Genomic DNA, 19,480 nt, shown 5'->3' on the forward strand with positions numbered 1-19,480 from the left:
CTCGTCACATGTGCATTCGGTTCTGCACAGGCTGTGGAGAACCCTGCCGGAACCGCGTAAACCTCACGAATACCGCGGTAATCCCTGTGCACAAACTGTGGACGAAGACCCCCTGTAATGACATACTTGTAATACATCATGTGGGGGTTCCCCCTAGAGGTGCGCACTAGATGTAGTGTCTGGGCAGGTAACTGGATGTAGTATCTAGGAACAGACTTCGAGCTTCACAGAAAGCTCCCGCATCACCGCAGCAACAGACTTCACCCAGCTACAACCAGCAACCAAAACCCAGCAACAGAACAGCTTTCACAGCTTCACTAGGGGAGACCAGACCATGACCGTTACGGTTTACACCAAGCCCGCCTGCGTTCAGTGCAACGCCACCTACCGCGCCCTCGACAAGAAGGGCATTGTGTACCAGAGCGTGGACATGTCCCAGGACCCCGAGGCCCTTGAGCGCGTCCGTTCCATGGGCTACATGCAGGCCCCCGTTGTCGTCACCGAGCAGGACTCCTGGTCCGGCTTCCGTCCCGACAAGATCGAAGAGCTGGCCCAGGCGCAGGTCTCCTCCGTCGCCTAAGAATCCCACGGGCCCTCCGGCCCACGGTTTCCCTTAGCAGCACCTCGCATCACCGCACCACGCACCACCCGCGCAGAACCCGTCAGGAGCGCAGCAACCATGACACTGGGGATGGCAGACCAGGCCGGCATTCCGGCAGAGGCATCCGCAGAAGAGAGGCACCCGGAAACGGACGCGTCCCTGATTTACTTCTCATCGGCCTCCGGGTACACCCGACGCTTTGTACAAAAGCTCGGGGTCCCCGCGGCCCAGCTCCCGCTCCACACTCCCCGGCCCACCCTGCTGGCCCGCCGGCCCTATGTGCTGTTGCTCCCCACCTACGGGGGAACCGCAGCACAGCCGGGGGCCGCGGCCAAGGGCGCCGTGCCCAAACAGGTCATCAAGTTCCTGAACAACGAGCACAACCGCTCCTTGATCCGGGGAGTGATTGGGGCGGGCAACACAAACTTCGGGGACTCCTATTGCCTCGCGGCGGACATCATCGCCGTGAAATGCCAGGTCCCCGTGCTGTATCGATTTGAACTCATGGGCACGTCCGAGGACGTCGCCAAGGTTAACGAAGGATTGGAAAAGTTTTGGACACATCAGTCGCAGAAGCCGGCATGACAGCCTCCAAGGAGCTCCCCGAGGCTTACAAGGACCTGGGCTATCACGAGCTCAACGCCATGCTGAACCTGTACGGCAAGAACGGCGAGATCCAGTTCGACGCCGACCGCGCTGCTGCGCGCCAGTACTTCCTCCAGCACGTTAACAACAACACGGTGTTCTTCCACGACCTGGAAGAGAAGCTGGAATACCTGGTGAAGAATGAGTACTACGAGCGCGAAACGCTCGACCAGTACTCCATGAACTTCATCAAGGACCTCTACCAGCGTGCCTACAAGAAGAAGTTCCGTTTCGAGACCTTCCTGGGCGCGTTCAAGTTCTACACCTCCTACACGCTGAAGACCTTCGACGGCAAGCGTTACCTGGAGCGCTACGAGGACCGCGTGTGCATGGTTGCCCTGCACCTGGCCCGCGGCGACGAGAAGCTGGCCGTGCAGATGGTGGATGAAATCATCGAGGGCCGCTTCCAGCCCGCCACCCCCACCTTCCTGAACGCCGGCAAGGCCCAGCGCGGCGAGCTGGTCTCCTGCTTCCTGCTGCGCATCGAAGACAACATGGAGTCCATTGGCCGCTCCATCAACTCCGCACTGCAGCTCTCCAAGCGCGGCGGCGGCGTGGCCTTCGCGCTGACCAACATCCGCGAGGTCGGCGCGCCGATCAAGCAGATCGAGAACCAGTCCTCCGGCGTGATCCCCGTGATGAAGCTCCTCGAAGACAGCTTCTCCTACGCCAACCAGCTCGGTGCCCGCCAGGGCGCCGGTGCCGTGTACCTGCACGCCCACCACCCGGACATCAACCGGTTCCTGGACACCAAGCGTGAGAACGCGGACGAGAAGATCCGCATCAAGACCCTCTCCCTCGGCGTCGTCGTTCCGGACATCACCTTCGAACTGGCCAAGCGCGACGAGGACATGTACCTGTTCTCCCCGTACGACGTCGAGAAGGTCTACGGCATGCCGTTCTCCGACATCTCGGTCACCGAGAAGTACTACGAGATGGTGGACGACGCCCGGATCAAGAAGACCAAGATCCGTGCCCGCGAGTTCTTCCAGACCCTTGCCGAGATCCAGTTCGAGTCCGGCTACCCGTACATCATGTTCGAGGACACGGTAAACCGTGCCAACCCGATCGACGGCAAGATCATCATGTCCAACCTGTGCTCGGAAATCCTCCAGGTCTCCGAGCCCACCACGTACAAGGATGACCTGTCCTACGACGAGACCGGCAAGGACATCTCCTGCAACCTTGGCTCGCTGAACATCGCCAAGACCATGGACTCCCCGGACTTCGGCCGGACCATTGAAACAGCCATCCGTGCGCTGACCGCTGTCTCGGACATGAGCCACATCGGCTCCGTTCCGTCCATTGCCAAGGGCAACGACCAGTCCCACGCCATTGGCCTGGGCCAGATGAACCTGCACGGCTACCTGGCCCGCGAGCGGGTCCACTACGGTTCCGAAGAGGGCATCGACTTCACCAACATCTACTTCTACACGGTGGTCTACCACGCCGTGCGGGCCTCAAACCTGCTCTCCATCGAGACCGGCCGCAAGTTCGCCGGCTTTGAGCGGTCCAAGTACGCCACGGGTGAGTACTTTGAGAAGTACATCAACTCCGAATGGGTACCGCAGACCGAGCGGGTGCGCGAACTGTTCGCCGGCGTGAAGATCCCGACCCAGGCTGACTGGGCCGAGCTGCGGGATTCGGTGATGGCCCACGGCATCTACAACCAGAACCTGCAGGCCGTGCCGCCCACCGGCTCGATCTCCTACATCAACAACTCCACCTCCTCCATCCACCCGGTGGCGTCGAAGATCGAGATCCGCAAGGAAGGCAAGCTGGGACGTGTCTACTACCCGGCCCCGTACCTGACCAATGACAACCTGGAGTACTACCAGGATGCCTACGAAATCGGCTACGAGAAGATCATCGACACCTACGCCGCTGCCACGCAGCACGTGGACCAGGGCCTGTCCCTGACGTTGTTCTTCAAGGACACCGCCACCACCCGCGACATCAACAAGGCGCAGATCTACGCCTGGCGCAAGGGCATCAAGACCATCTACTACATCCGCCTGCGCCAGCTCGCCCTGGAAGGCACCGAGGTTGAGGGCTGCGTTTCCTGCATGCTGTAAGGCCTGCACCAACCGCACTCCCTCCCCGGAACTTTTGAAGACAAGGAAACATTCATGACCGAGAAGCTGAAGCTGATCGACCACGTGCAGGCGATCAACTGGAACCGCATCCAGGACGAGAAAGACGTAGAAGTCTGGAACCGTCTGGTCAACAACTTCTGGCTGCCCGAGAAGGTGCCGCTGTCCAACGACGTCCAGTCCTGGAACACGCTCACCCCGGAAGAGCAGCAGCTGACCATGCGCGTGTTCACCGGACTGACGCTGCTGGACACCGTCCAGGCCACGGTTGGCGCCGTGTCGCTGATCCCCGATGCGCTCACCCCGCACGAGGAAGCGGTCTACACGAACATCGCGTTCATGGAGTCCGTGCACGCCAAGAGCTACTCCTCGATCTTCTCCACCCTGGCTTCCACCAAGGAGATTGACGAGGCGTTCCGCTGGTCCACCGAGAACGAGAACCTGCAGAAGAAGGCGCAGATTGTCACCGAGTACTACCGCGGTGATGATCCCCTGAAGCGCAAGATTGCCTCCACCCTGCTGGAGTCCTTCCTGTTCTACTCCGGCTTTTACCTGCCGATGTACTGGTCCTCCCGGGCCAAGCTGACAAACACGGCAGACCTGATCCGCCTGATCATCCGTGACGAGGCTGTGCACGGCTACTACATCGGCTACAAGTTCCAGCGTGGACTGGAGACCCTGCCGGAGGAACGCCGCCAGGAACTGAAGGATTACACGTACGAGCTGCTCTTCGAGCTGTACGAAAACGAAGTCCAGTACACGCACGATCTGTACGACGGCGTCGGCCTGGCCGAGGACGTCAAGAAGTTCCTGCACTACAACGCCAACAAGGCGCTGATGAACCTGGGCTACGAGGCCATGTTCCCGTCCACCCTGACGGACGTGAACCCGGCCATCCTTTCCGCCCTGTCCCCGAACGCCGACGAGAACCACGACTTCTTCTCCGGCTCCGGTTCCTCCTACGTGATCGGCAAGGCCGTGAACACGGAAGACGACGACTGGGACTTCTAGTTCCGTTTTTCAGCACCCGGGTGGTTGGCTGCTGAAGAACTAAAAAATCCGCAGTAAAAACCCGCGGCACCGGATCGAAAGGTCCGGTGCCGCGGGTTTTTACTATGAGCTGACAAGTTAGTTGGCCAGTGTCAGGCAACTTACTGAAGCCCGGCGGCCGGGTGGCGGTGATCATCGCGGCCGTCTCGGAGCTGCCGGGTGACGGCCAGGCCCAGTGTCCACCACCGCGGGAGGGGAGATTCAGCGAGGCTCTGATCCGCAGTACATTTTGACATTCCAGTCCCAGAAACTGCCGTTCCGGATACATTCTGCCTTGTACTCAACTCCGTCGTAAGTGATTACTTCCTGGGATTGGCCTCTGGTGTCTATATATTCGAACCACACCATTTTATCTTCAGTTACAAAGCAGGTCTTGGACGACGAGAAAAAGCCGGAATCATCACATTTCGACATTTTCATGCTATTGCCTGAAGAATCCTCGTACTCCCAATCTCTCTTCCTTCCGCTGTCTGGTGCGACTTCCCTGACCCTGTGCTCTGAGGTGGCGAACTCTGCGGGGACAGGGAGCCGTTCATCAACCGCACGGGTTTGATCGGAGAAAAGTATAGCGACAGTAATCACAGCGCTGACCGTGGCGATGAGGAGTAGGAACTTAGTGAAGGTTTTCAATGCAATCTTCCGGTGCGGGGACTCAATAAAGGCGATGCTGGATTCCCTCAAGGAGTGCCAGCCCTAGGATATTGATGTTTCTGGAGACTCTGAATATTCAGCGCTTGCAGTCGCGGCTGCTCTTTGTGTCTACACGTGTGCGGCATAGTCAATGAAACGCGGCGGGATTCGGATACCCAGGCGACGAGCCTGAACCAGGGGCATCTCCCGGGTGTGCCTAGACGCACGACCGCCCCGCTCGGTCCCAGAAGGCTCCGGGCGGGGCGGGGCGATGGGGCGGACGCCTGTGCAGAGTTCCGTTTCCCTTCGGCGGCCTGGGTTGCAGTGGGATCTACAGGCCGGCGGCAGCGATGACCGGGCGCATTTCGTCGGCAAAGTCCGCTTTGTTGAGCGCAACATGGCCGGCGTGGGGTGCACGGAAAGCTGGTCGGCTGTCGCCGAACGCCTTGCTGAATGCCTGGTAGGTATCGAAACCGAGGCAAATAACGGGGACTTCGGGAGCGGCGCCGATAATCTCCATTTCCCGATCAAAGACAGCCGTCATCAGCTTGTTGATACCGGCTTCGTATTCCGGACCGCCCGCCTTGAGCTTGTCTTTAAGCTCCTTCGAGTTTCTGGTTGGAAGTCCCTTGTAAAAGTCGGTGATGTAGGCACCCTCCAAGGGCGTTCCAGCAGTGCCGTAGGCCGTCAGGTAGTCACGGCTGCCGCAGTGGAAGTTTGCCCAGGGCTGTCCGGCACCCGCACCGGGTGCGTGCGTCCCGCTGTTGAAGCCAAGCAGGATGACGTTGTTATGGATGATGTCCTTGAGGGCGTCGTAGGATTCCACCACCGTCATGTCCTGGGATGCCTTTACGGGGCCTACATCTGTGCGCTTGCTCCAGACGGCCCAGCTCGCGTGCTGGCTGAAAGGGCCGCCCGGTTCTGAGACAAGCCATTCGGGAGCTTCGATTTTGCCGAAGACGTCCTCTGTCATAAGTGTCGAGAATTGGCTTTCCGAAATCATGCTTCCCCCATTGTGTAATTTTTCGGCGTGGGCGCCATCCTAACGCGTTCGCCTGTCTTTCCTCTGCTGGACCTGTGCAGCGCCCTTATTGCCGGCGCACTCGTTGCCGGGGCTTCGCGTCCGATCAGCGATTACCTCCTCGTCATCAGGAGGCTGGTCGGCGGCAGCCCAGATGGACTCCCGGCAGAACGGTTGGCCAACGACACTGGAGGATGACCATCTATCTCGGGATATGGCTAAGTAATGCGGAATCTCATAAGCACTGCCGCGGCGGGCCTTCGAGGCCTGCTGCGGCGCGTTGCTTTAACCCAGCTATGGTCAGGCTGTGATGGGGGACGTTGCACGCACCCGTCAGCGTCTTGCCGCCGTGCTCGAAGCCGGGGGATTCAATCACTTGCGGGCCCCGTCCACAAACCAGGAGGGCACCTAGGGCAGCCGGCCGGGGCGCAGCAGCGTGGGTTCTCCCGCCCGGGCAGGGTCCAGCGGGACCGGACTGATCAGCACCGCAGGTCCCCGCTGCAGCAGGCCGCTGCTGACCGGCCGGCAGCGCAGCCCGCCCCGGCCCCGCATCGCCCTGTGTACGCCGGGAGCCAGGACGGTATCCATCCACGCACAGGGGTGCGCGTGCCGGCCGCCGTGAAAGTCCACGCTGCCGCCGGGGGTCCGCAGGGTGAAGTCCTGTCCGATGAGCGGCACCAATTCGGCGCCGCGGAGAACCACGTTGCGCCGGGTGAGCAGCGGGTTGAAGGGGCCGGCACCAATATCGGCCGCGATGGCTTCCAGGGACTCGACTGCAAACAGGGTCACGGCCGCGTCCATGTGGGCTGCCTTGCCGAAGAACCGGTCACCCACAATGCCCTTGCCCGCCACTACCTCTGCCCGATCTGCGTCGGCGGTCTCAACATCGGCGGGACCGTCCTTGGCGCGGCCGAAGTAGGCGTGTCCGCCCGAGACGAGCAAGTGCAGGATCTCGACGTCGTACGCGTAGCTCATGTGTCTACGCTATCCGTTTTTTCCGGCGCGCCGGCCGTCCCGGCAGGCCTCACCGGCGGGCAGAAGGTGGTGGGCATACGCGCCGAAGCGTGCGAGGATATGCGAAATTGCCGCGGACGGGGGACATGGAATGAAAAGGACTGCTTCTGCGCTGGTGCTGCTGCCTGCGGCGTTCCTGTTGGCTGCCTGCACCGCTGCTTCCTCCACGGAACCGGCCCTGTCCTCCTTCGCCTCCGTTGATGAAGCCTACGACGCCGTTGCCGCGACCCTGGACTGCGATCCAGCCACCACGGCCGAGCCTGTGACCGTGGAGATTGACGGCTATTTGCCCCAGTACCGTATGTGCACTGAAACGGTCGAGATCATCCGCTACGACAACGAGGCGGACCGGATGGAGGCCACGGAACTGATCGAGGGTGCGGAGAACGGGCCCGGCTATTTTGCCGAAGGGAACAATTGGCATGTGCTGGTCCTTCCGGGCCGCGACGGTACAGTTCCGGGCAGCAACGAAGTCTCCGAACTTGCTGACGCGATGGGCGGCAGGTTCGTCACTAACGGCGGCACGGAATAGCTAAAATAAAACCTGCGGGATTGCTGAAAGGAATCCGGTATTGCCGGTAGTATTCAGGGCGAATTGTTTTGGCAGACCGAGGAGAGGCAGCACATCATGTTCCTGGCGAATATTGCGGCAATGGCCCAGGAAAGCAGCGACGACGGCGGCTCCGTAATCCTTTGGTGGGCTCTGGGAATTGCCCTGCTGATTTACTTCGTGTTTTCACTGGTCAAAAAGTCCAAGACAGCGGCGGATAAGCAGCCGGGCGGGCAAAAAGCGGCGCAGGGCAACTCGGCAATGACGGCCGAGGACGTGGTGGCGCAGCGGTTCCAGCCGACCAAATTCAGGGAAGGATATGACCAGGATGAAGTGGACAGGTTCCTGGACACGATTGTCGGGGAACTGCGCCGGCTCCAGGAAGAAAATGAGCTGCTTCAACGGCACATCATCAATCCGCTCAGCCAGCCGGTGTTCACCGCGAACCCGGGCATGAGCGCAGATCAGGTCATTAACCAGAAGTTCTCGCCCACAAAATTCCGGGAGGGTTATGACCAGGATGGAGTGGATGACTTCCTGCAGAAGATTATCGCGGGGCTTCGACAGTGGGATGCGGAAAATGAGCAGCTTCGCGCCCGGATCTCCGGCAACGTGATCCCGTAAAAACGGTCCTAGCGCCCGGCCTGATGCAGCCGGTCGGTTGGGAGCAGGAGGACCGTGGCGGCAGTCATATCGACTGCCTTCGCAATGGCGCCTTCCGCTGTGGGCGCCACCGTGATCCGGTCCCGGTGGACTTCCTGGATCAGCACGGGGAGCCGTTGTCCGCCGTCGACGTCCAGCCACCAGTCCTCGGTGAACATCTGCAGCCCCAGATCATCGAGCAGGGTTTCGGCAGCATCCAGATCCCCGGGGCCGGTACGCATGCGGTGCAGGAGGTCGAAGGGCACGAACCTTCCGTCCTCGGTGACATGGATGTACCCGACGTGTTGGCTGTCCCAGCTGCGCCTGTGGTCAAAAGTATTCTCGGTCGGCATCGGATCCATGCATGGACCCTAACACTGAGCGGTTAGAACAGGTCCCTGAGCTTCATGGTGGTGTTCCAGCTGCGGATGGTCATGGACTTGTACAGCGGGGACGCAACAATCGCGCTCAGCCGGCTCTTCGTACGCTCGGCGCTGAGCCGCTGGGAGTAGATCACGCCGTCGCCCGGCCAGACCGTGTCCACGCCCTCCCGCGGGCGGAAGGCACCCATGGCGGTTCCGGCGTCGATATCCATGAGGAAGACCGCATCGGAGTGGTACAGGTCCGGACGTTCGCCGAAGTTCTCCGGCTTCCGGTCCACCACCGCCTGCAGCTGATCCCGGGTCAGGACAAGGACCCTGATCAGTTCATCGTCAAGGTCGAAGTGCCGGGTCAGCGCTGCCTCGATGCCCCGCCCCACCGTGGCAGCGTCCTGATCCGAGGAGAGCAGGACGTTGCCGCTGGCAATGTACGTGGAAACGTCCCGGTAGCCCAGGTCCTCGAGGTGTCCCTTCAGGGCCTTCATGGGCACCTTGTTGCGGCCGCCAACGTTGATGCCGCGCAGCAGGGCCAGATACGGGGTGTGCTCCGCATCCGGTCCCTGCTGCTCAGTCATGGAGCCGCCTTCCTGGCCGTCTCAGTACACCTAGCCGGCCAGCCTGCTGCGCCCGCCGGTTTCGACGGCGGCCACAACGCCGCCGTCAACCAGCAGGTCGGTGCCGGTGATGAAGCTGGAGTCGCGGCTGAGCAGGAAGGCAGCCGCATTGGCGATGTCTGCCGGGGTGCCTACCCGCTTGGTGCCGGAGCCCTCGATCATGGCGCGCATCTGTGCGCCGGATTCTCCGGCAAGTTCCTGCTGGCCCATCGGGGTGGCAATGACCCCGGGGCTGATGCTGTTCACCCGTGCCCCGCGGGCACCCCAGCGCGGGCTGGCGGCCTGGACCCGGACCTGGTTGGCCCGCTTGGCCACGCTGTAGGCATATCCCGGGTTATCGATGCCGGCAACCAGCGGAAGCTGCAGGAGATCATCGGCGGGCTTGGCCGCGAGGCTGGCCAGATCCTCTGCGGAAAGCCCGCCGCCGCCCAGGTAACCGGCCATACTCGAAATCACGACGCCGGAACCTCCCGGAGCGATCACTTTCTCGAATTCCTCCAGCACCACGGCCACACCGAACAGGTCCACCTTCCAGATGGCCTCCACCGGGGCCTGGACGGGGGAGAGCCCGGCCGTGTGCACCACGCCCGTCACGGTGCCCAGCTCGCGCGCAGTGGCGGCAAGGGACGCCACCGAGTCGCGGGAGGAGACATCCACCTGGGCGGAGACGGCGTCGAACCCCTCGCCGAGCGCCGCGGCATGCACCACTTCGAGCAGGTCCTCGTTGAAATCGGCCAGGAGGACCTTCCGGCCGGCCCCGGACCGGCGCAGCACAGCCAGTCCCATGCCGCCCACGCCAATGATTACCAGTACATCCGCTGCCATGATGCTCCTTTGTCCGGGAATGCCTTTCGAGGGTCGGGAACCGCCCCGATGTGCCAAGCCTAAACCCGGTGGTTTCCGGAAGCTGCGCCGGGTGCATAATCCTTTCATGAGCCTGCCCGGGAGAGTACCGCCGCTGCTGCACAGCCTGGCCCGCCTGCTGCCGGAGCAGGCCGGGGACGCCGTGTCCTGGTCCGGGCGGCGCTGGTGGTGGGCGGGCCGGCTGGACGTTGAAGGGCTCGCGCTGGGTTCCCTGCAGATGCTGGCTGCCGCCGTCGCCGCCTACGCGTCGTCTACTGGTCGCGGGACGCGGATCAGTTTTACGTCCGACGGCGCTGCTGCCGCCTTCGCTTCCTACGCGCACGTGCGGATCAACAACAGGCAGGCCCAGGGGTTCGCTCCGCTCTCCGGGTTCCGCCCCACGGCCGACGGCTGGGTGCGGCTGCATGCGAACTATCCACACCATGAACGGGCCCTGTTCACGGCACTCGGGGCGGAGCACCCCGGGGAGGTGGACGCCGCGGTCCGGGGCCGTACCTCGGCGGAGGTGGAAGCGGTGGTAACGGCGCACGGCGGGCTGGCAGCCGAGGTGCGGACACCGCAGGCATGGGCGGACTCGGAGCAGGGGCGTGTCCTGCAGGCCGAACCCTGGCTGCGGCTGGAGCTCGACGCAGTGGATCCTGCTCTGCCGCCCCGCCCCGGAAACGCCGGGCCCCTGGACGGGCTGCGCGTGCTGGACCTGACCCGGGTCATCGCCGGCCCTTCGGGGAGCCGCCTTCTGGGCGCACTCGGCGCCGATGTGCTGCGCGTGGATCCGCCGGCCATTCCGGAACTGGAGGACCAGTACGTGGACACCGGATTCGCCAAGCGCAGCGCCGTTGCGGACCTCGCCGGTGCGGAGGCCTGCCGCCGGCTGCGTGCCCTGCTGGCGCAGGCCGAGGTCGTCCTGACCGCCTACCGCGGCGGATCGATGGCCCGGCTGGGCCTGGATGCCGGCTCGCTGCGGGCGGAGTACCCGCAGCTGGCCGTGGTGTCCCTGGACGCCTGGGGCGACCGGGGACCGTGGGCCGGGCGGCGGGGTTTTGACAGTATTGTGCAGGCTGCCACCGGTATCTCGTACCTGTACGGCGGTGCCGGGGAAGACGGCGGCTGGCGGCCCGGCGCGCTCCCGGTGCAGGCCCTGGACTACGCGACCGGACTGGGAATGTCCGCTGCCGCGCTCGCCCTGGTGGCGGCCCGCCGGCAGGGGGCCGCGGGTTCAGCGCACCTCTCGCTGGCCCGGACGGCGCAGGAACTGCTGGCGCTGCCGGGTCCGCCGCCGGGGACAGAGCCTGCGGCGCTGCCCGGTCCGGTGCTGCGCAGCGGGTTTGCAGACTATGGGTCGCTGACCTACGTACCGCCGCCGCTGCAGATCAACGGTCACCAGCTTGAGTATCCCTGGCTTCCGCCGCGCTATGGCAGCGCGGACCTGGCCTGGCGATGATGCTAATCCCGTGGGGGACGCCGCCGTTGCTGCTTGGTCGCTGAGCGCTGTTTCTTGGCATCCAACCGCCGGTAGTTCGAGCCCCGGGTGGGTTTGGTCCTGCGCCGCTTCGGCGGTGCGGGGGCGAGCCCGTCTGCGACCAGGGCTGCGAGCCTGGCCAGGGCGGTCTCGCGGTTGCGCAGCTGCGAGCGCTGTTCCGACGCCGTCACGGTGAGTACGCCGGCAACCAGCCGGTTCTGCAGGCGCCCGAGCAGCATCCCGCGCTGTTCCTCCGTAAGCACCGCCGACCCGGCAACATTCCACAGCAGCTCAACCCGGCTGTCGGAGGTGTTCACATGCTGGCCGCCCGGACCGGAGGAACGGGAGAAGCGCCAGGTGAGCTCCGCTGCCGGGATTGTGAGCGCAGGCGATACCACCAGATCCATGGTTACAGCCTCGCATGGAAGCGGCCGTACCCGGATATCAGCCGTCCCGGGATACCAAGGGGCCGGCAGCATCATTGGCGCAGGAACAGCACCCCGGCGAGGAGGATGCAGGCCATCCCGGAGAGGACCAGTGCCCACAGCAGTGCCCTTACGGGTTTGCGTCCTTTCCGGGTCAGCACATACACCATGGCGGACGCGCCAAAGCCGATGCCCGCAGCCGCGAGAAGGAAAAAGCCCGGGGGAGGGGCCGGGGCCGCCGGACTGTCCGTCGCCAGGACTCCGGTGACCGAGAGGACAAAGAACACTGCGCCCAGCGCCATGCCGCCCAGCAGGGGAGCCGTGAGCCTGCCCGGCCGTGCCGCGGGTTCGCCCATGATGCGGTTGGCCCGCTGCGTTCCGTGGAGGGCTTCCTGCCCCGCAAAGAAACCCCGGGCCAGCGCCTCGCGTTTCCTGAAGCCGATGAAGCAGAGCAGCATAACTACCGGGCCGATGACGGCGCCGGGCCAGAATACTTCCATGTGAACCCCCGGGACGGCTGCGAGACAGGAGCCGGCGGGCGGATGGAGTCCGCCCTGCTCCTGAGTCGGCAGGCTACCCCGCCGGGCCATGGGCTGTCAGCGGCACTCAGTCAGGAACTACCTATGCGGGCGGGAGGGTGCAGGTATCCGCTCAGTTCGCCTTCACTACCGGCAGCTCGCTCCACTCGGTGGTGTAGCGCGGGGAGGAGTATTTGCGGGACATGGTCCACTCGGGTTTGGCGGTTGCCATCCCGGCGATGCCCAGGCCGATGCTCGCCGCCCCGTATTTGTCCGTGACCCGGCCCAGCAGCTCGCCCAGGTTCCGGCGTTCCTGGGCGGAGACGAATTCCTCGAAGAGCGGCTGCGCTCCGGCGGCTTCCAACCCGCTGAGCATCACCCCGGCCTTGGTGTACGGCACGCCTTCGACCACCTGGGCGTCCAGAGCGTTGACCGCGGCCCGGCTGAGCAGGACCGGGTCCGACGTCGGGGCGGCCAGCCGGACGGTGGCGGACGGGAAGGACGCAGCGGAGGTGCTGAAATGCGAGGTTCCCGCATAGGCGGTCAGAACGGAGGCCTGCTGGCCTTCCCGCTCCAGCCGCGCTGCGGCCTGCTGCGCGTAGATACTCATTACCTGGCGCATATCCGCCAGGGTGGTCACGGGCGTGGAAAAGCTGCGGGAGAAGATGAGCTGCTTGCGGTCCGCGCGTTCGTCGTCGAGCGGGATGCAGGAGGTCCCGTTGAGCTCGAGCACCGTGCGCTGCAGGATCACCGAGAACTTCCGCCGGATCATTGCCGGGTCTGCCGCCCGCAGGTCCGCCACGGACTCGATTCCCAGTGCCGCGAGCCGGACCCCCAGCCGGGAGCCCACACCCCACAGGCCGGTCACCGGTACCCGGGACATGATGGTGTCCACGACGGCGGGGTCCATGGTGTCCAGGTTGCACACGCCCTGCAGGTGCCGGTTCTGTTTGGCGATCCGGTTGGCGAACTTGGCCAGGGTTTTGGTGCTGCCGATGCCCACGCAGACGGGCAGGCCGGTGTGCCGGGCGACGGCGGCGCGGATGGTCGCGCCCTGGGCATCCAGTTCGGCGGGGGTGCCGGCCAGGCCAAGGAAGGACTCGTCAATGGAGTAGACCTCCTGCCAGAGGGCATAACGGCCCAGCAGTTCCATCACCCGCGAGCTCAGGTCGCCATAGAGCTCGTAATTGCTGGAGCGCTGGATCAGGCCCACCTGCGGGGCGGATTCCGCGAGCTGGAACCAGGGGGTCCCGGTCTTGATGCCCAGGGCCTTGGCTTCATCCGAGCGGGCCACCACGCAGCCGTCATTGTTGGAGAGCACCACCACGGGCACACCGGCAAGCTTCGGGTCGAAGGCGCGCTCGCAGGAGACGTAGAAACTGTTCACGTCCACCAGGGCAATCCGTTCGCCGGAAGCGGCCGTCCCGGGCGCGTCAGACATGGTGCAGGCAACGCGTCACAACGCCCCATACCGAGAGTTCGGACGGTTCCGCCACCTCGATGTCCGCATACCCCGGGCTGTCCGCCCGCAGCAGGATCCGGCCGCCGTCCAGCAGCAGCCGGCGTACCGCCAGCTCGCCGTTCACCACGGCAACCACGACGGCGCCGTCCCGCGGAGTGAGTGAGCGGTCCACGATCAGTTCATCGCCGCTGCAGATACCGGTGCCCGCCATCGAATCGCCGTCCACCCGCACCACGTAGGTGGAAGTGGGGTCGCGAATGAGGTGCCGGTTGAGGTCTATCCGGCCGTCGAAATAGTCGCGGGCGGGGCTGGGGAAGCCGGCTGCCGCTGCGGCGTCGGACTCCGCCGGCGGTGTTGTCCTGCGGGAACGGTCTGCTGAAAATACCGCCATGTATCCGCCTTCCCGCCGGGCTTCACTAGAACAAACGTTCGAATGTCCAGACTAGCACCGCCGACGTCGGGGCGGGGGCAGCGGTGGCGGTCCGGCAGCCGGGCGGGTCCGTCTTCGGGTATCCGTGCCGCTGACTGGCAGGCATATCCGGCCGGAGCACACTGCCGGGTGACGCAGCTGACGGACGTTCCGTCAGGAAGGGGCCAGCGGCGGCTATACGATTTAAGCCATGATCATTGAGGTACAGATCCCGCCGAAGCTGGGACGGGAACTGGAGGAACTGGCCGAGGAACAGGGGGTGCCGGTCGAAACGCTGGTGGTCAACGGAGCCCGCCTGCTGCTGGAGCACCGCTACCGCCGTAACATGCAGGGCTGACTGTCCCGCCGTCGTCGGACGGGACAGTCCTGCGTCGCGTTATCCCTTGAGCGGGATGCCGCGTGCATCCGTGCGGAAGGGCTGGGCGTTGCAGAGGATCATGATGCCTTCCACAAATCCCCAGACGCCGGCAAAGCCGCCGGTGAACACGGTCGCCACCACCTGGGCTGCGCCGATGCCGGAGTTGCCCAGGTAAAAGCGGTGCACCCCGAAGGCGCCGAGGAATACGCCCAGCAGACCGGCAACCACCCGGGACTTCTGGGACGGGTAACCCTGTGCATAGGGTCCCTGCCCGTACGGGGCGGGACCGAACTGGTTCTGGCCGTATCCGGGCTGCGGGTGGTGCTGCCCGGGGCCGGGGTAGTTCTGGACCTGGTTCGGGTAGGCCTGCGGGGGCTGGCCGCCGGGATAGCCGGGGTATTGCGGCGGCGTCTGGTGCTGGCCGGGGTAGGCATGGCCCTGCTGCTGGCCCGGGTACTGCTGGGCCGGATACTGGCCCTGCTGCTGGTTCGGGTACTGCTGATACGGTGCCTGCTGCGGGGCCGGGGACTCCGGAGGCCGCGGTGCCGGCCGCGGTTCGTTGGACTGCGGGTAGGCGTACTGGTCGCCGTCGGGACCGGAATTGGAACGTGCTCCGTCACCCAGTCCCGCAAACGGGTTTTTATCCGACATGCTGTTGCCTTTCATTTGGCCTCTTGCAGGCACTCTAACAGTCAAACACCGGTTGCCGGCGACTTCTTCCGCCGCCTGCCGTCGGCCGCGCCGGCGCCGGCCCACGCAGCCAGGCGGTCGCTGACATCCATCCAGCCCGCGTCCGGAACCTGCGCCTGCGGATGGGCGTCATACCAGCCCAGGATTTCGCGGGCGCCGGCAGCAAAGGGAATGGCCGCACAGTACTGGGGAACCAGGGCCTTGATCTTGGTGTTGTCGAAGACGGAGGAATGGCTTTTGTCTCCCAGCAGTCCCGGGCCGCGCCCCGGATCATGGGCCGCGATGGTCTCGGACGCCACGTGCACCAGCTGCGGTTCCGGCACCCCCGCCGCTGAGGCCAGGGTGCGGTAGACGGCATCCCACGGCAGGAACTCATCGGAGGTGATGGTGAAGCTCTCCCCGACGGCGGCCGGCCGGCCCAACAGTCCGACGAACCCCGTGGCAAAGTCCCGGCTGTGCGTCAGCGTCCACAGGGACGTGCCGTCACCGTGCACCAGAACCGGCAGCCCCGCCCGCATCCGGTGGATATCGGTCCAGCCGCCGATCAGCGGCACCTTGGTCGCGTCATAGGTATGTGAAGGGCGCACGATGGTTCCCGGGAACCCCTCCGCACGGTAAGCCTCCACCAGGACATCCTCACCGGCGATCTTGTCCCGGGAGTACTGCCAGAACGGATTACGCAGCGGGGTGGACTCCCGGACAGGCAACTGCGACGGCGGCTTCTGGTACGCCGAGGCGGAACTGATGTAGACGTACTGCCCGGTACGGCCGCGGTACAGCTCCACGGCAGCGGCCACATGGTCGGCAGTGTAGGACACGAAGTCCGCCACGGCGTCGAACTCCCGGTTCCCCAAGGCGGCGCGGACGGCGGCGGGATCCCGCACATCGGCGCTGAGATGCTCGACGCCGGCCGGTGCCGGGCGCGCCCCGGAGACGCCCCGGTTCAGTACGGCCACGCGGTGCCCCAGGCTGCGAGCGCGGGCGACGGCGGCGGAACTGATCACGCCGGTCCCGCCGATGAAGAGCAGATTCAATGCCACGCGATGCCTTACTCGAGAGTTCCATGACCGAAGTTCCTCCGGCCCGCTCCTTGACGGGGTCGGGAAGCCGGGCTTAGGTGGAGGTTCCCGGCACCCAACTGCACCCAGCCTAAGCCACAGGCCGGGGCGGACTCCCAGGAAGGGCGACGCAATGACCGACAGCCCAGGCATCCCTGTCCCGGATCTGACACTGGGCAATTCAGTGCCCATTCCGCAGCTTGGGTTCGGTGTCTTCCAGGTTCCGCCGGAGCGGACGCAGGAAGTGGTCGAGGACGCGCTCGCCGCCGGATACCGGCACATCGATACCGCGGCAGCCTACGGCAATGAAGCCGGAGTGGGGGCGGCCATCGCGGCGTCGGGCATTCCGCGCTCGGAGATCTTTGTGACCACCAAACTGCGCAACGGGGACCAGGGCCGGGCCCGGTCGGCGTTCCTGGAGAGCCGGCATACTCTGAACCTCGACGTCGTGGACCTCTACCTGATCCACTGGCCGGTCCCGTCGCAGGGCCGCTTCGTCCAGGCCTGGAAGGAACTTGAGGGCCTCTATCAGGACGGGTTCATGCGGGCCATCGGCGTCTCCAATTTCCTGGTGGAGCATCTTGACGCCCTGGCCGAGCAGAGCCGGATACTGCCGGCCGTGAACCAGATTGAACTTCATCCCGGTTTCCGCCAGGCAGCGCTCGCCGCCGAGACAGCGGCGCGGGGGATAGCGGTGCAGGCGTACTCGCCGCTGGGGCAGGGCACCGGCCTCGACGCGCCCGAAGTTGCCGCGCTCGCGGATAAATACGCTGCCACACCGGCCCAGGTGGTGCTGGCCTGGCATCTGGGGTCGGGCAGGATCGTCATTCCCAAATCAGCGGATTCAGCGCGGATGCGGGAAAACCTGGCCGCCGCACAGCTGGACCTGGCGCAGGAGGACCTGGACGTCCTGGACGGCCTGGACGAGGGCAGCCGGCTGGGTGCGGACCCGGCGACGGCCGATTTCAGCCAATACTGAGGGACGGCGCCCGGCATACGTGTCCGGGGTCGGGAATCTGCCACCGCTGATGAAGGAGGATCGTGGGACCAGGTGATGCCCGTGGAGCCGGGGCTTCAGGACTAGACGGGGCTTCCGCAACAGCCGGGGCCGCCGGAACAGCCGGGGCCGCAGGACCAGTCGGGGCCGGGGCGGAGCCTTCGTCCAGGCTTTTCCGGGCTTCAGTTATTTTGCTGGTGCTCGCCCCGCTGTGCAGTGTTATGGGCCGGGCTGGATTTTTGTTCGTTCTCGGCCAGCAGGCGGTTCCCGGGTGGGCCGTCGGCGGTGTTCTCCTCCTGGCCGCTGTGGCGTTGCTGAAAGTGGATTCGTCCAGACGGCGATCATCAAGTACCTTCAGGGGCCGGAACCGGCGCAACCGGTGGCCTTGGTTCGTGACCCTGCCGGCGGTTGTCTCGGTCCTCTTCAGCGGGCTGGGTGCACTGGATGATGTTTCCAGCGCCAAGTATCACGTCCTCTCACCGGCCAACAGCGATGGTTGCCGTGTGGCAGTGCGCGAAGTCTCGTTCCTGTTTGCCGGCAGCGGTACGGTCTACGTCGTCAACGCCGCCGGCATCGGCTGGAAGGTCAGTTCCTGGACAGCCGATGACGGGTACGAGCCGGTTAGCAGTGGAAATTATGAGCTCAAGTGGCACTCCGACGGCGGTTCGCTCCTCCTTCACAGCAACGGTGATCCAGTCTGGCCGGGTTTGCATGAAATCAATTGCCGGGCGGCACCTTAGCGGTTTGCGTCCTTCACCGCTGGGTCGTTCAGCACTGCGTTCTTCAGCCCTGCGTCCTTCAGCCCTGAGTCCGGTCCCGGGCCGTCCTGTCGCCCAGCGCCTGTTTGCGGCTGTTGTTTTCCCGCCGGGTCACGGCAGAGGCCCACACCCAGGTGGCCCGCCGCAGCCCGGCGTCCTCCCACAGCACCTGCACTGCCCGGGAGGACCAGCTGCAGGCCTCACCCTTTACCCGTTCGGCCGCTCCGGGAAACCTGATCCAGGCCCAGACCGGCACGCCGGGCACCGACGTGGTGACCGGATTGTGCTCGAAGTCCAGCTCCTCCGGCGTCAGGCCGATGGGCTCTGCCCGCCGGACCAAGCGGGAAGCGAGCCGCTCGGCAGCGTTTTGGTTCATGCTTTAAAAATAGAACATATGTTCGAAAGAAAGTAACCGTTCCTGCCGTGCGGGGGAGGGTTGCCGCTCCTGGCCGGGCGGACCATGGTGCACAATGGGTGCCATGTGCGGACGCTATGTCATGGCCAGGGCGACGTCGGACCTCGTGTCAGCGTTCGCCGTCGAACAGTCGGTGGGCCCGGATGTGCTGCCGTCCTGGAATGTGGCGCCCACGGATGACGTGCGGATTGTCACTGAACGGTTCCGGCAGGAGGAGCCGGTCCGCCGGCTGGCGACGGCGAAATGGGGCATGGTGCCGGTCTGGGCCAAGGATCCCAAAATCGGAGCACGGATGATTAACGCCCGGCGGGAAACCATCCTGGAGAAACCCGCCTTCCGCAAAGCCGCCGTTAAGCGCCGGGCCCTGGTGCCCGCGGACGGCTACTACGAGTGGGAGAAAACCGCCGACGGGAAGATCCCCACGTACCTGTACTCGGAGAAACAGGATCCGCTGGCCTTTGCCGGTCTCTACGAGTTCTGGCCCGACCCGGCACTGCCCGAAGACCACGAGCACAAGTGGCTGCTGAGCGTCACCATCATCACCACGCAGGCCACCGACGCCCTGGGCCACATCCACGACCGGACGCCGCTGATCATCCCGCCGGACCTCTACGCGGACTGGCTCGACCCGAAGCTGACCGGGGGCAGCGACGTTGCGCAGCTGCTCGACGCCGTGCCCGAACCCGTCCTGACCCCGCGGGTGGTCTCCAGTCAGGTCAACTCCGTGCGGAACAACGGCCCGGAACTGATTGAGCCTGCGAGCGCCTGAGGGTGAGCGCGTGCCTGCGAGCGCCTGAGCCGACCGG

At 64.8% G+C, this 19,480-nt stretch carries 24 protein-coding genes and 1 pseudogene; 12 read left to right on the plus strand and 13 right to left on the minus strand.

Annotated features, from left to right (window positions below; translation table 11 throughout):
* The first annotated feature begins 334 nt into the window (after positions 1–334).
* From nrdH to nrdF, 4 genes are all read left to right on the plus strand, one after another.
* Positions 335–580 (plus strand): glutaredoxin-like protein NrdH, encoded by a 246-nt coding sequence (gene nrdH, locus AC5RVB_RS08965; protein ID WP_227901614.1) that lies wholly within the window; start codon positions 335–337, stop codon positions 578–580.
* Between the two features lie 99 nt (positions 581–679).
* Positions 680–1,186 (plus strand): class Ib ribonucleoside-diphosphate reductase assembly flavoprotein NrdI, encoded by a 507-nt coding sequence (nrdI, locus tag AC5RVB_RS08970; RefSeq protein ID WP_423723262.1) that lies wholly within the window; start codon positions 680–682, stop codon positions 1,184–1,186.
* Positions 1,183–3,321 (plus strand): class 1b ribonucleoside-diphosphate reductase subunit alpha, encoded by a 2,139-nt coding sequence (gene nrdE, locus AC5RVB_RS08975; RefSeq protein ID WP_227901617.1) that lies wholly within the window; start codon positions 1,183–1,185, stop codon positions 3,319–3,321. The genes nrdI and nrdE overlap by 4 nt, the downstream gene beginning before the upstream one ends.
* Before the next feature lie 54 nt (positions 3,322–3,375).
* Positions 3,376–4,350 (plus strand): class 1b ribonucleoside-diphosphate reductase subunit beta, encoded by a 975-nt coding sequence (nrdF, locus tag AC5RVB_RS08980; protein ID WP_227901618.1) that lies wholly within the window; start codon positions 3,376–3,378, stop codon positions 4,348–4,350.
* A 240-nt stretch (positions 4,351–4,590) separates the two neighbouring features.
* On the opposite strand, the gene AC5RVB_RS08985 is transcribed toward nrdF, so the two are convergent.
* From AC5RVB_RS08985 to AC5RVB_RS08995, 3 genes are all read right to left on the minus strand, one after another.
* The gene (locus AC5RVB_RS08985) at positions 4,591–5,070 is read right to left on the minus strand and encodes a hypothetical protein (protein ID WP_494142515.1); all 480 of its coding nucleotides are present in this window, start codon (positions 5,068–5,070) and stop codon (positions 4,591–4,593) included.
* Between the two features lie 280 nt (positions 5,071–5,350).
* Positions 5,351–6,022, minus strand: coding sequence for a hypothetical protein (locus tag AC5RVB_RS08990; protein ID WP_494142516.1), 672 nt, complete (start codon positions 6,020–6,022; stop codon positions 5,351–5,353).
* A gap of 426 nt (positions 6,023–6,448) precedes the next feature.
* Entirely contained in the window at positions 6,449–7,015 is a 567-nt protein-coding gene (locus AC5RVB_RS08995) for an MOSC domain-containing protein (RefSeq protein ID WP_494142517.1), read from the minus strand.
* Between the two features lie 130 nt (positions 7,016–7,145).
* Here AC5RVB_RS08995 and AC5RVB_RS09000 point away from each other — a divergent pair, with 130 nt between their 5' ends.
* The 3 genes and pseudogenes from AC5RVB_RS09000 to AC5RVB_RS09010 all read left to right on the plus strand — a co-directional run bounded on the left by AC5RVB_RS09000 (position 7,146) and on the right by AC5RVB_RS09010 (position 8,228).
* Entirely contained in the window at positions 7,146–7,586 is a 441-nt protein-coding gene (locus tag AC5RVB_RS09000; RefSeq protein ID WP_227927690.1) for a hypothetical protein, read from the plus strand.
* A 279-nt stretch (positions 7,587–7,865) separates the two neighbouring features.
* A pseudogene (locus tag AC5RVB_RS09005) lies at positions 7,866–8,018 on the plus strand (DivIVA domain-containing protein); the annotation flags it as partial.
* A gap of 39 nt (positions 8,019–8,057) precedes the next feature.
* A complete protein-coding gene (locus tag AC5RVB_RS09010) occupies positions 8,058–8,228 on the plus strand; it encodes a DivIVA domain-containing protein (RefSeq protein ID WP_494142559.1) in 171 nt (56 codons plus the stop codon).
* Positions 8,229–8,236: 8 nt separating this feature from the next.
* On the opposite strand, the gene AC5RVB_RS09015 is transcribed toward AC5RVB_RS09010, so the two are convergent.
* Genes AC5RVB_RS09015 through AC5RVB_RS09025 form a run of 3 tightly spaced genes read right to left on the minus strand, consistent with a single transcriptional unit; the run spans position 8,237 to position 10,065 of the window.
* Positions 8,237–8,608: a serine/threonine protein phosphatase gene (locus tag AC5RVB_RS09015; protein WP_494142518.1), complete on the minus strand. Its 372-nt coding sequence runs from the start codon at positions 8,606–8,608 to the stop codon at positions 8,237–8,239.
* A gap of 23 nt (positions 8,609–8,631) precedes the next feature.
* Positions 8,632–9,201 carry a DUF1697 domain-containing protein gene (locus AC5RVB_RS09020; protein WP_494142519.1) on the minus strand — a complete coding sequence of 190 codons (570 nt, stop codon included), beginning with the start codon at positions 9,199–9,201 and terminating at the stop codon, positions 8,632–8,634.
* 30 nt (positions 9,202–9,231) lie between these two features.
* Entirely contained in the window at positions 9,232–10,065 is an 834-nt protein-coding gene (locus tag AC5RVB_RS09025) for an SDR family oxidoreductase (protein ID WP_494142520.1), read from the minus strand.
* 106 nt (positions 10,066–10,171) lie between these two features.
* On the opposite strand from AC5RVB_RS09025, the gene AC5RVB_RS09030 reads away from it, so the two are divergent.
* Positions 10,172–11,545: a CoA transferase gene (locus AC5RVB_RS09030; protein WP_494142521.1), complete on the plus strand. Its 1,374-nt coding sequence runs from the start codon at positions 10,172–10,174 to the stop codon at positions 11,543–11,545.
* Between the two features lie 2 nt (positions 11,546–11,547).
* Here the strand turns inward: AC5RVB_RS09030 and arfB are convergent, their stop codons facing one another.
* The 4 genes from arfB to AC5RVB_RS09050 form a co-directional block, all read right to left on the minus strand.
* Positions 11,548–11,970 carry an alternative ribosome rescue aminoacyl-tRNA hydrolase ArfB gene (arfB, locus tag AC5RVB_RS09035; RefSeq protein ID WP_227927695.1) on the minus strand — a complete coding sequence of 141 codons (423 nt, stop codon included), beginning with the start codon at positions 11,968–11,970 and terminating at the stop codon, positions 11,548–11,550.
* 71 nt (positions 11,971–12,041) lie between these two features.
* Entirely contained in the window at positions 12,042–12,488 is a 447-nt protein-coding gene (locus AC5RVB_RS09040) for a hypothetical protein (RefSeq protein WP_290244953.1), read from the minus strand.
* A 151-nt stretch (positions 12,489–12,639) separates the two neighbouring features.
* A complete protein-coding gene (locus AC5RVB_RS09045) occupies positions 12,640–13,947 on the minus strand; it encodes a Y-family DNA polymerase (protein ID WP_494142522.1) in 1,308 nt (435 codons plus the stop codon).
* Entirely contained in the window at positions 13,940–14,359 is a 420-nt protein-coding gene (locus tag AC5RVB_RS09050; protein ID WP_494142523.1) for a LexA family protein, read from the minus strand. The genes AC5RVB_RS09045 and AC5RVB_RS09050 overlap by 8 nt, the downstream gene beginning before the upstream one ends.
* Before the next feature lie 229 nt (positions 14,360–14,588).
* On the opposite strand from AC5RVB_RS09050, the gene AC5RVB_RS09055 reads away from it, so the two are divergent.
* Complete coding sequence (locus AC5RVB_RS09055; protein WP_227901639.1) at positions 14,589–14,735, plus strand: hypothetical protein; 147 nt, start codon at positions 14,589–14,591, stop codon at positions 14,733–14,735.
* Positions 14,736–14,774: 39 nt separating this feature from the next.
* On the opposite strand, the gene AC5RVB_RS09060 is transcribed toward AC5RVB_RS09055, so the two are convergent.
* Together AC5RVB_RS09060 and AC5RVB_RS09065 are read right to left on the minus strand one after the other, a co-directional pair.
* Positions 14,775–15,407: a TM2 domain-containing protein gene (locus AC5RVB_RS09060; protein ID WP_227901641.1), complete on the minus strand. Its 633-nt coding sequence runs from the start codon at positions 15,405–15,407 to the stop codon at positions 14,775–14,777.
* 41 nt (positions 15,408–15,448) lie between these two features.
* Positions 15,449–16,486: an SDR family oxidoreductase gene (locus AC5RVB_RS09065; protein WP_494142524.1), complete on the minus strand. Its 1,038-nt coding sequence runs from the start codon at positions 16,484–16,486 to the stop codon at positions 15,449–15,451.
* Positions 16,487–16,637: 151 nt separating this feature from the next.
* On the opposite strand from AC5RVB_RS09065, the gene AC5RVB_RS09070 reads away from it, so the two are divergent.
* Entirely contained in the window at positions 16,638–17,483 is an 846-nt protein-coding gene (locus AC5RVB_RS09070; RefSeq protein ID WP_494142525.1) for an aldo/keto reductase, read from the plus strand.
* Between the two features lie 410 nt (positions 17,484–17,893).
* On the plus strand, positions 17,894–18,241 hold the full coding sequence (locus AC5RVB_RS09075) for a hypothetical protein (RefSeq protein ID WP_494142526.1): 348 nt from the start codon (positions 17,894–17,896) through the stop codon (positions 18,239–18,241).
* Positions 18,242–18,299: 58 nt separating this feature from the next.
* On the opposite strand, the gene AC5RVB_RS09080 is transcribed toward AC5RVB_RS09075, so the two are convergent.
* Complete coding sequence (locus tag AC5RVB_RS09080) at positions 18,300–18,635, minus strand: hypothetical protein (protein WP_494142527.1); 336 nt, start codon at positions 18,633–18,635, stop codon at positions 18,300–18,302.
* 103 nt (positions 18,636–18,738) lie between these two features.
* Between AC5RVB_RS09080 and AC5RVB_RS09085 the strand changes: the two genes are divergently transcribed.
* Positions 18,739–19,443 carry an SOS response-associated peptidase gene (locus tag AC5RVB_RS09085; RefSeq protein WP_494142528.1) on the plus strand — a complete coding sequence of 235 codons (705 nt, stop codon included), beginning with the start codon at positions 18,739–18,741 and terminating at the stop codon, positions 19,441–19,443.
* Positions 19,444–19,480 lie beyond the last annotated feature (37 nt).

The sequence above is a fragment of the Arthrobacter sp. Y3225209 genome, assembly GCF_059090685.1.

Bases quoted from the DNA above. Each gene is read 5' to 3' on its own strand.
- nrdI (WP_423723262.1), top strand. From the start codon at position 680: ATGACACTGGGGATGGCAGACCAGGCCGGCATTCCGGCAGAGGCATCC.
- AC5RVB_RS09010 (WP_494142559.1), top strand. From the start codon at position 8,058: ATGAGCGCAGATCAGGTCATTAACCAGAAGTTCTCGCCCACAAAATTC.
- AC5RVB_RS09080 (WP_494142527.1), bottom strand. From the start codon at position 18,635: ATGAACCAAAACGCTGCCGAGCGGCTCGCTTCCCGCTTGGTCCGGCGG.
- AC5RVB_RS08995 (WP_494142517.1), bottom strand. From the start codon at position 7,015: ATGAGCTACGCGTACGACGTCGAGATCCTGCACTTGCTCGTCTCGGGC.
- AC5RVB_RS09040 (WP_290244953.1), bottom strand. From the start codon at position 12,488: ATGGAAGTATTCTGGCCCGGCGCCGTCATCGGCCCGGTAGTTATGCTG.
- AC5RVB_RS09060 (WP_227901641.1), bottom strand. From the start codon at position 15,407: ATGTCGGATAAAAACCCGTTTGCGGGACTGGGTGACGGAGCACGTTCC.
- AC5RVB_RS09020 (WP_494142519.1), bottom strand. From the start codon at position 9,201: ATGACTGAGCAGCAGGGACCGGATGCGGAGCACACCCCGTATCTGGCC.
- AC5RVB_RS09070 (WP_494142525.1), top strand. From the start codon at position 16,638: ATGACCGACAGCCCAGGCATCCCTGTCCCGGATCTGACACTGGGCAAT.
- nrdF (WP_227901618.1), top strand. From the start codon at position 3,376: ATGACCGAGAAGCTGAAGCTGATCGACCACGTGCAGGCGATCAACTGG.
- AC5RVB_RS09025 (WP_494142520.1), bottom strand. From the start codon at position 10,065: ATGGCAGCGGATGTACTGGTAATCATTGGCGTGGGCGGCATGGGACTG.
- AC5RVB_RS09000 (WP_227927690.1), top strand. From the start codon at position 7,146: ATGAAAAGGACTGCTTCTGCGCTGGTGCTGCTGCCTGCGGCGTTCCTG.
- AC5RVB_RS09030 (WP_494142521.1), top strand. From the start codon at position 10,172: ATGAGCCTGCCCGGGAGAGTACCGCCGCTGCTGCACAGCCTGGCCCGC.
- AC5RVB_RS08990 (WP_494142516.1), bottom strand. From the start codon at position 6,022: ATGATTTCGGAAAGCCAATTCTCGACACTTATGACAGAGGACGTCTTC.
- AC5RVB_RS09050 (WP_494142523.1), bottom strand. From the start codon at position 14,359: ATGGCGGTATTTTCAGCAGACCGTTCCCGCAGGACAACACCGCCGGCG.
- nrdH (WP_227901614.1), top strand. From the start codon at position 335: ATGACCGTTACGGTTTACACCAAGCCCGCCTGCGTTCAGTGCAACGCC.
- AC5RVB_RS09085 (WP_494142528.1), top strand. From the start codon at position 18,739: ATGTGCGGACGCTATGTCATGGCCAGGGCGACGTCGGACCTCGTGTCA.
- nrdE (WP_227901617.1), top strand. From the start codon at position 1,183: ATGACAGCCTCCAAGGAGCTCCCCGAGGCTTACAAGGACCTGGGCTAT.
- AC5RVB_RS09045 (WP_494142522.1), bottom strand. From the start codon at position 13,947: ATGTCTGACGCGCCCGGGACGGCCGCTTCCGGCGAACGGATTGCCCTG.
- arfB (WP_227927695.1), bottom strand. From the start codon at position 11,970: ATGGATCTGGTGGTATCGCCTGCGCTCACAATCCCGGCAGCGGAGCTC.
- AC5RVB_RS09055 (WP_227901639.1), top strand. From the start codon at position 14,589: ATGATCATTGAGGTACAGATCCCGCCGAAGCTGGGACGGGAACTGGAG.
- AC5RVB_RS09015 (WP_494142518.1), bottom strand. From the start codon at position 8,608: ATGGATCCGATGCCGACCGAGAATACTTTTGACCACAGGCGCAGCTGG.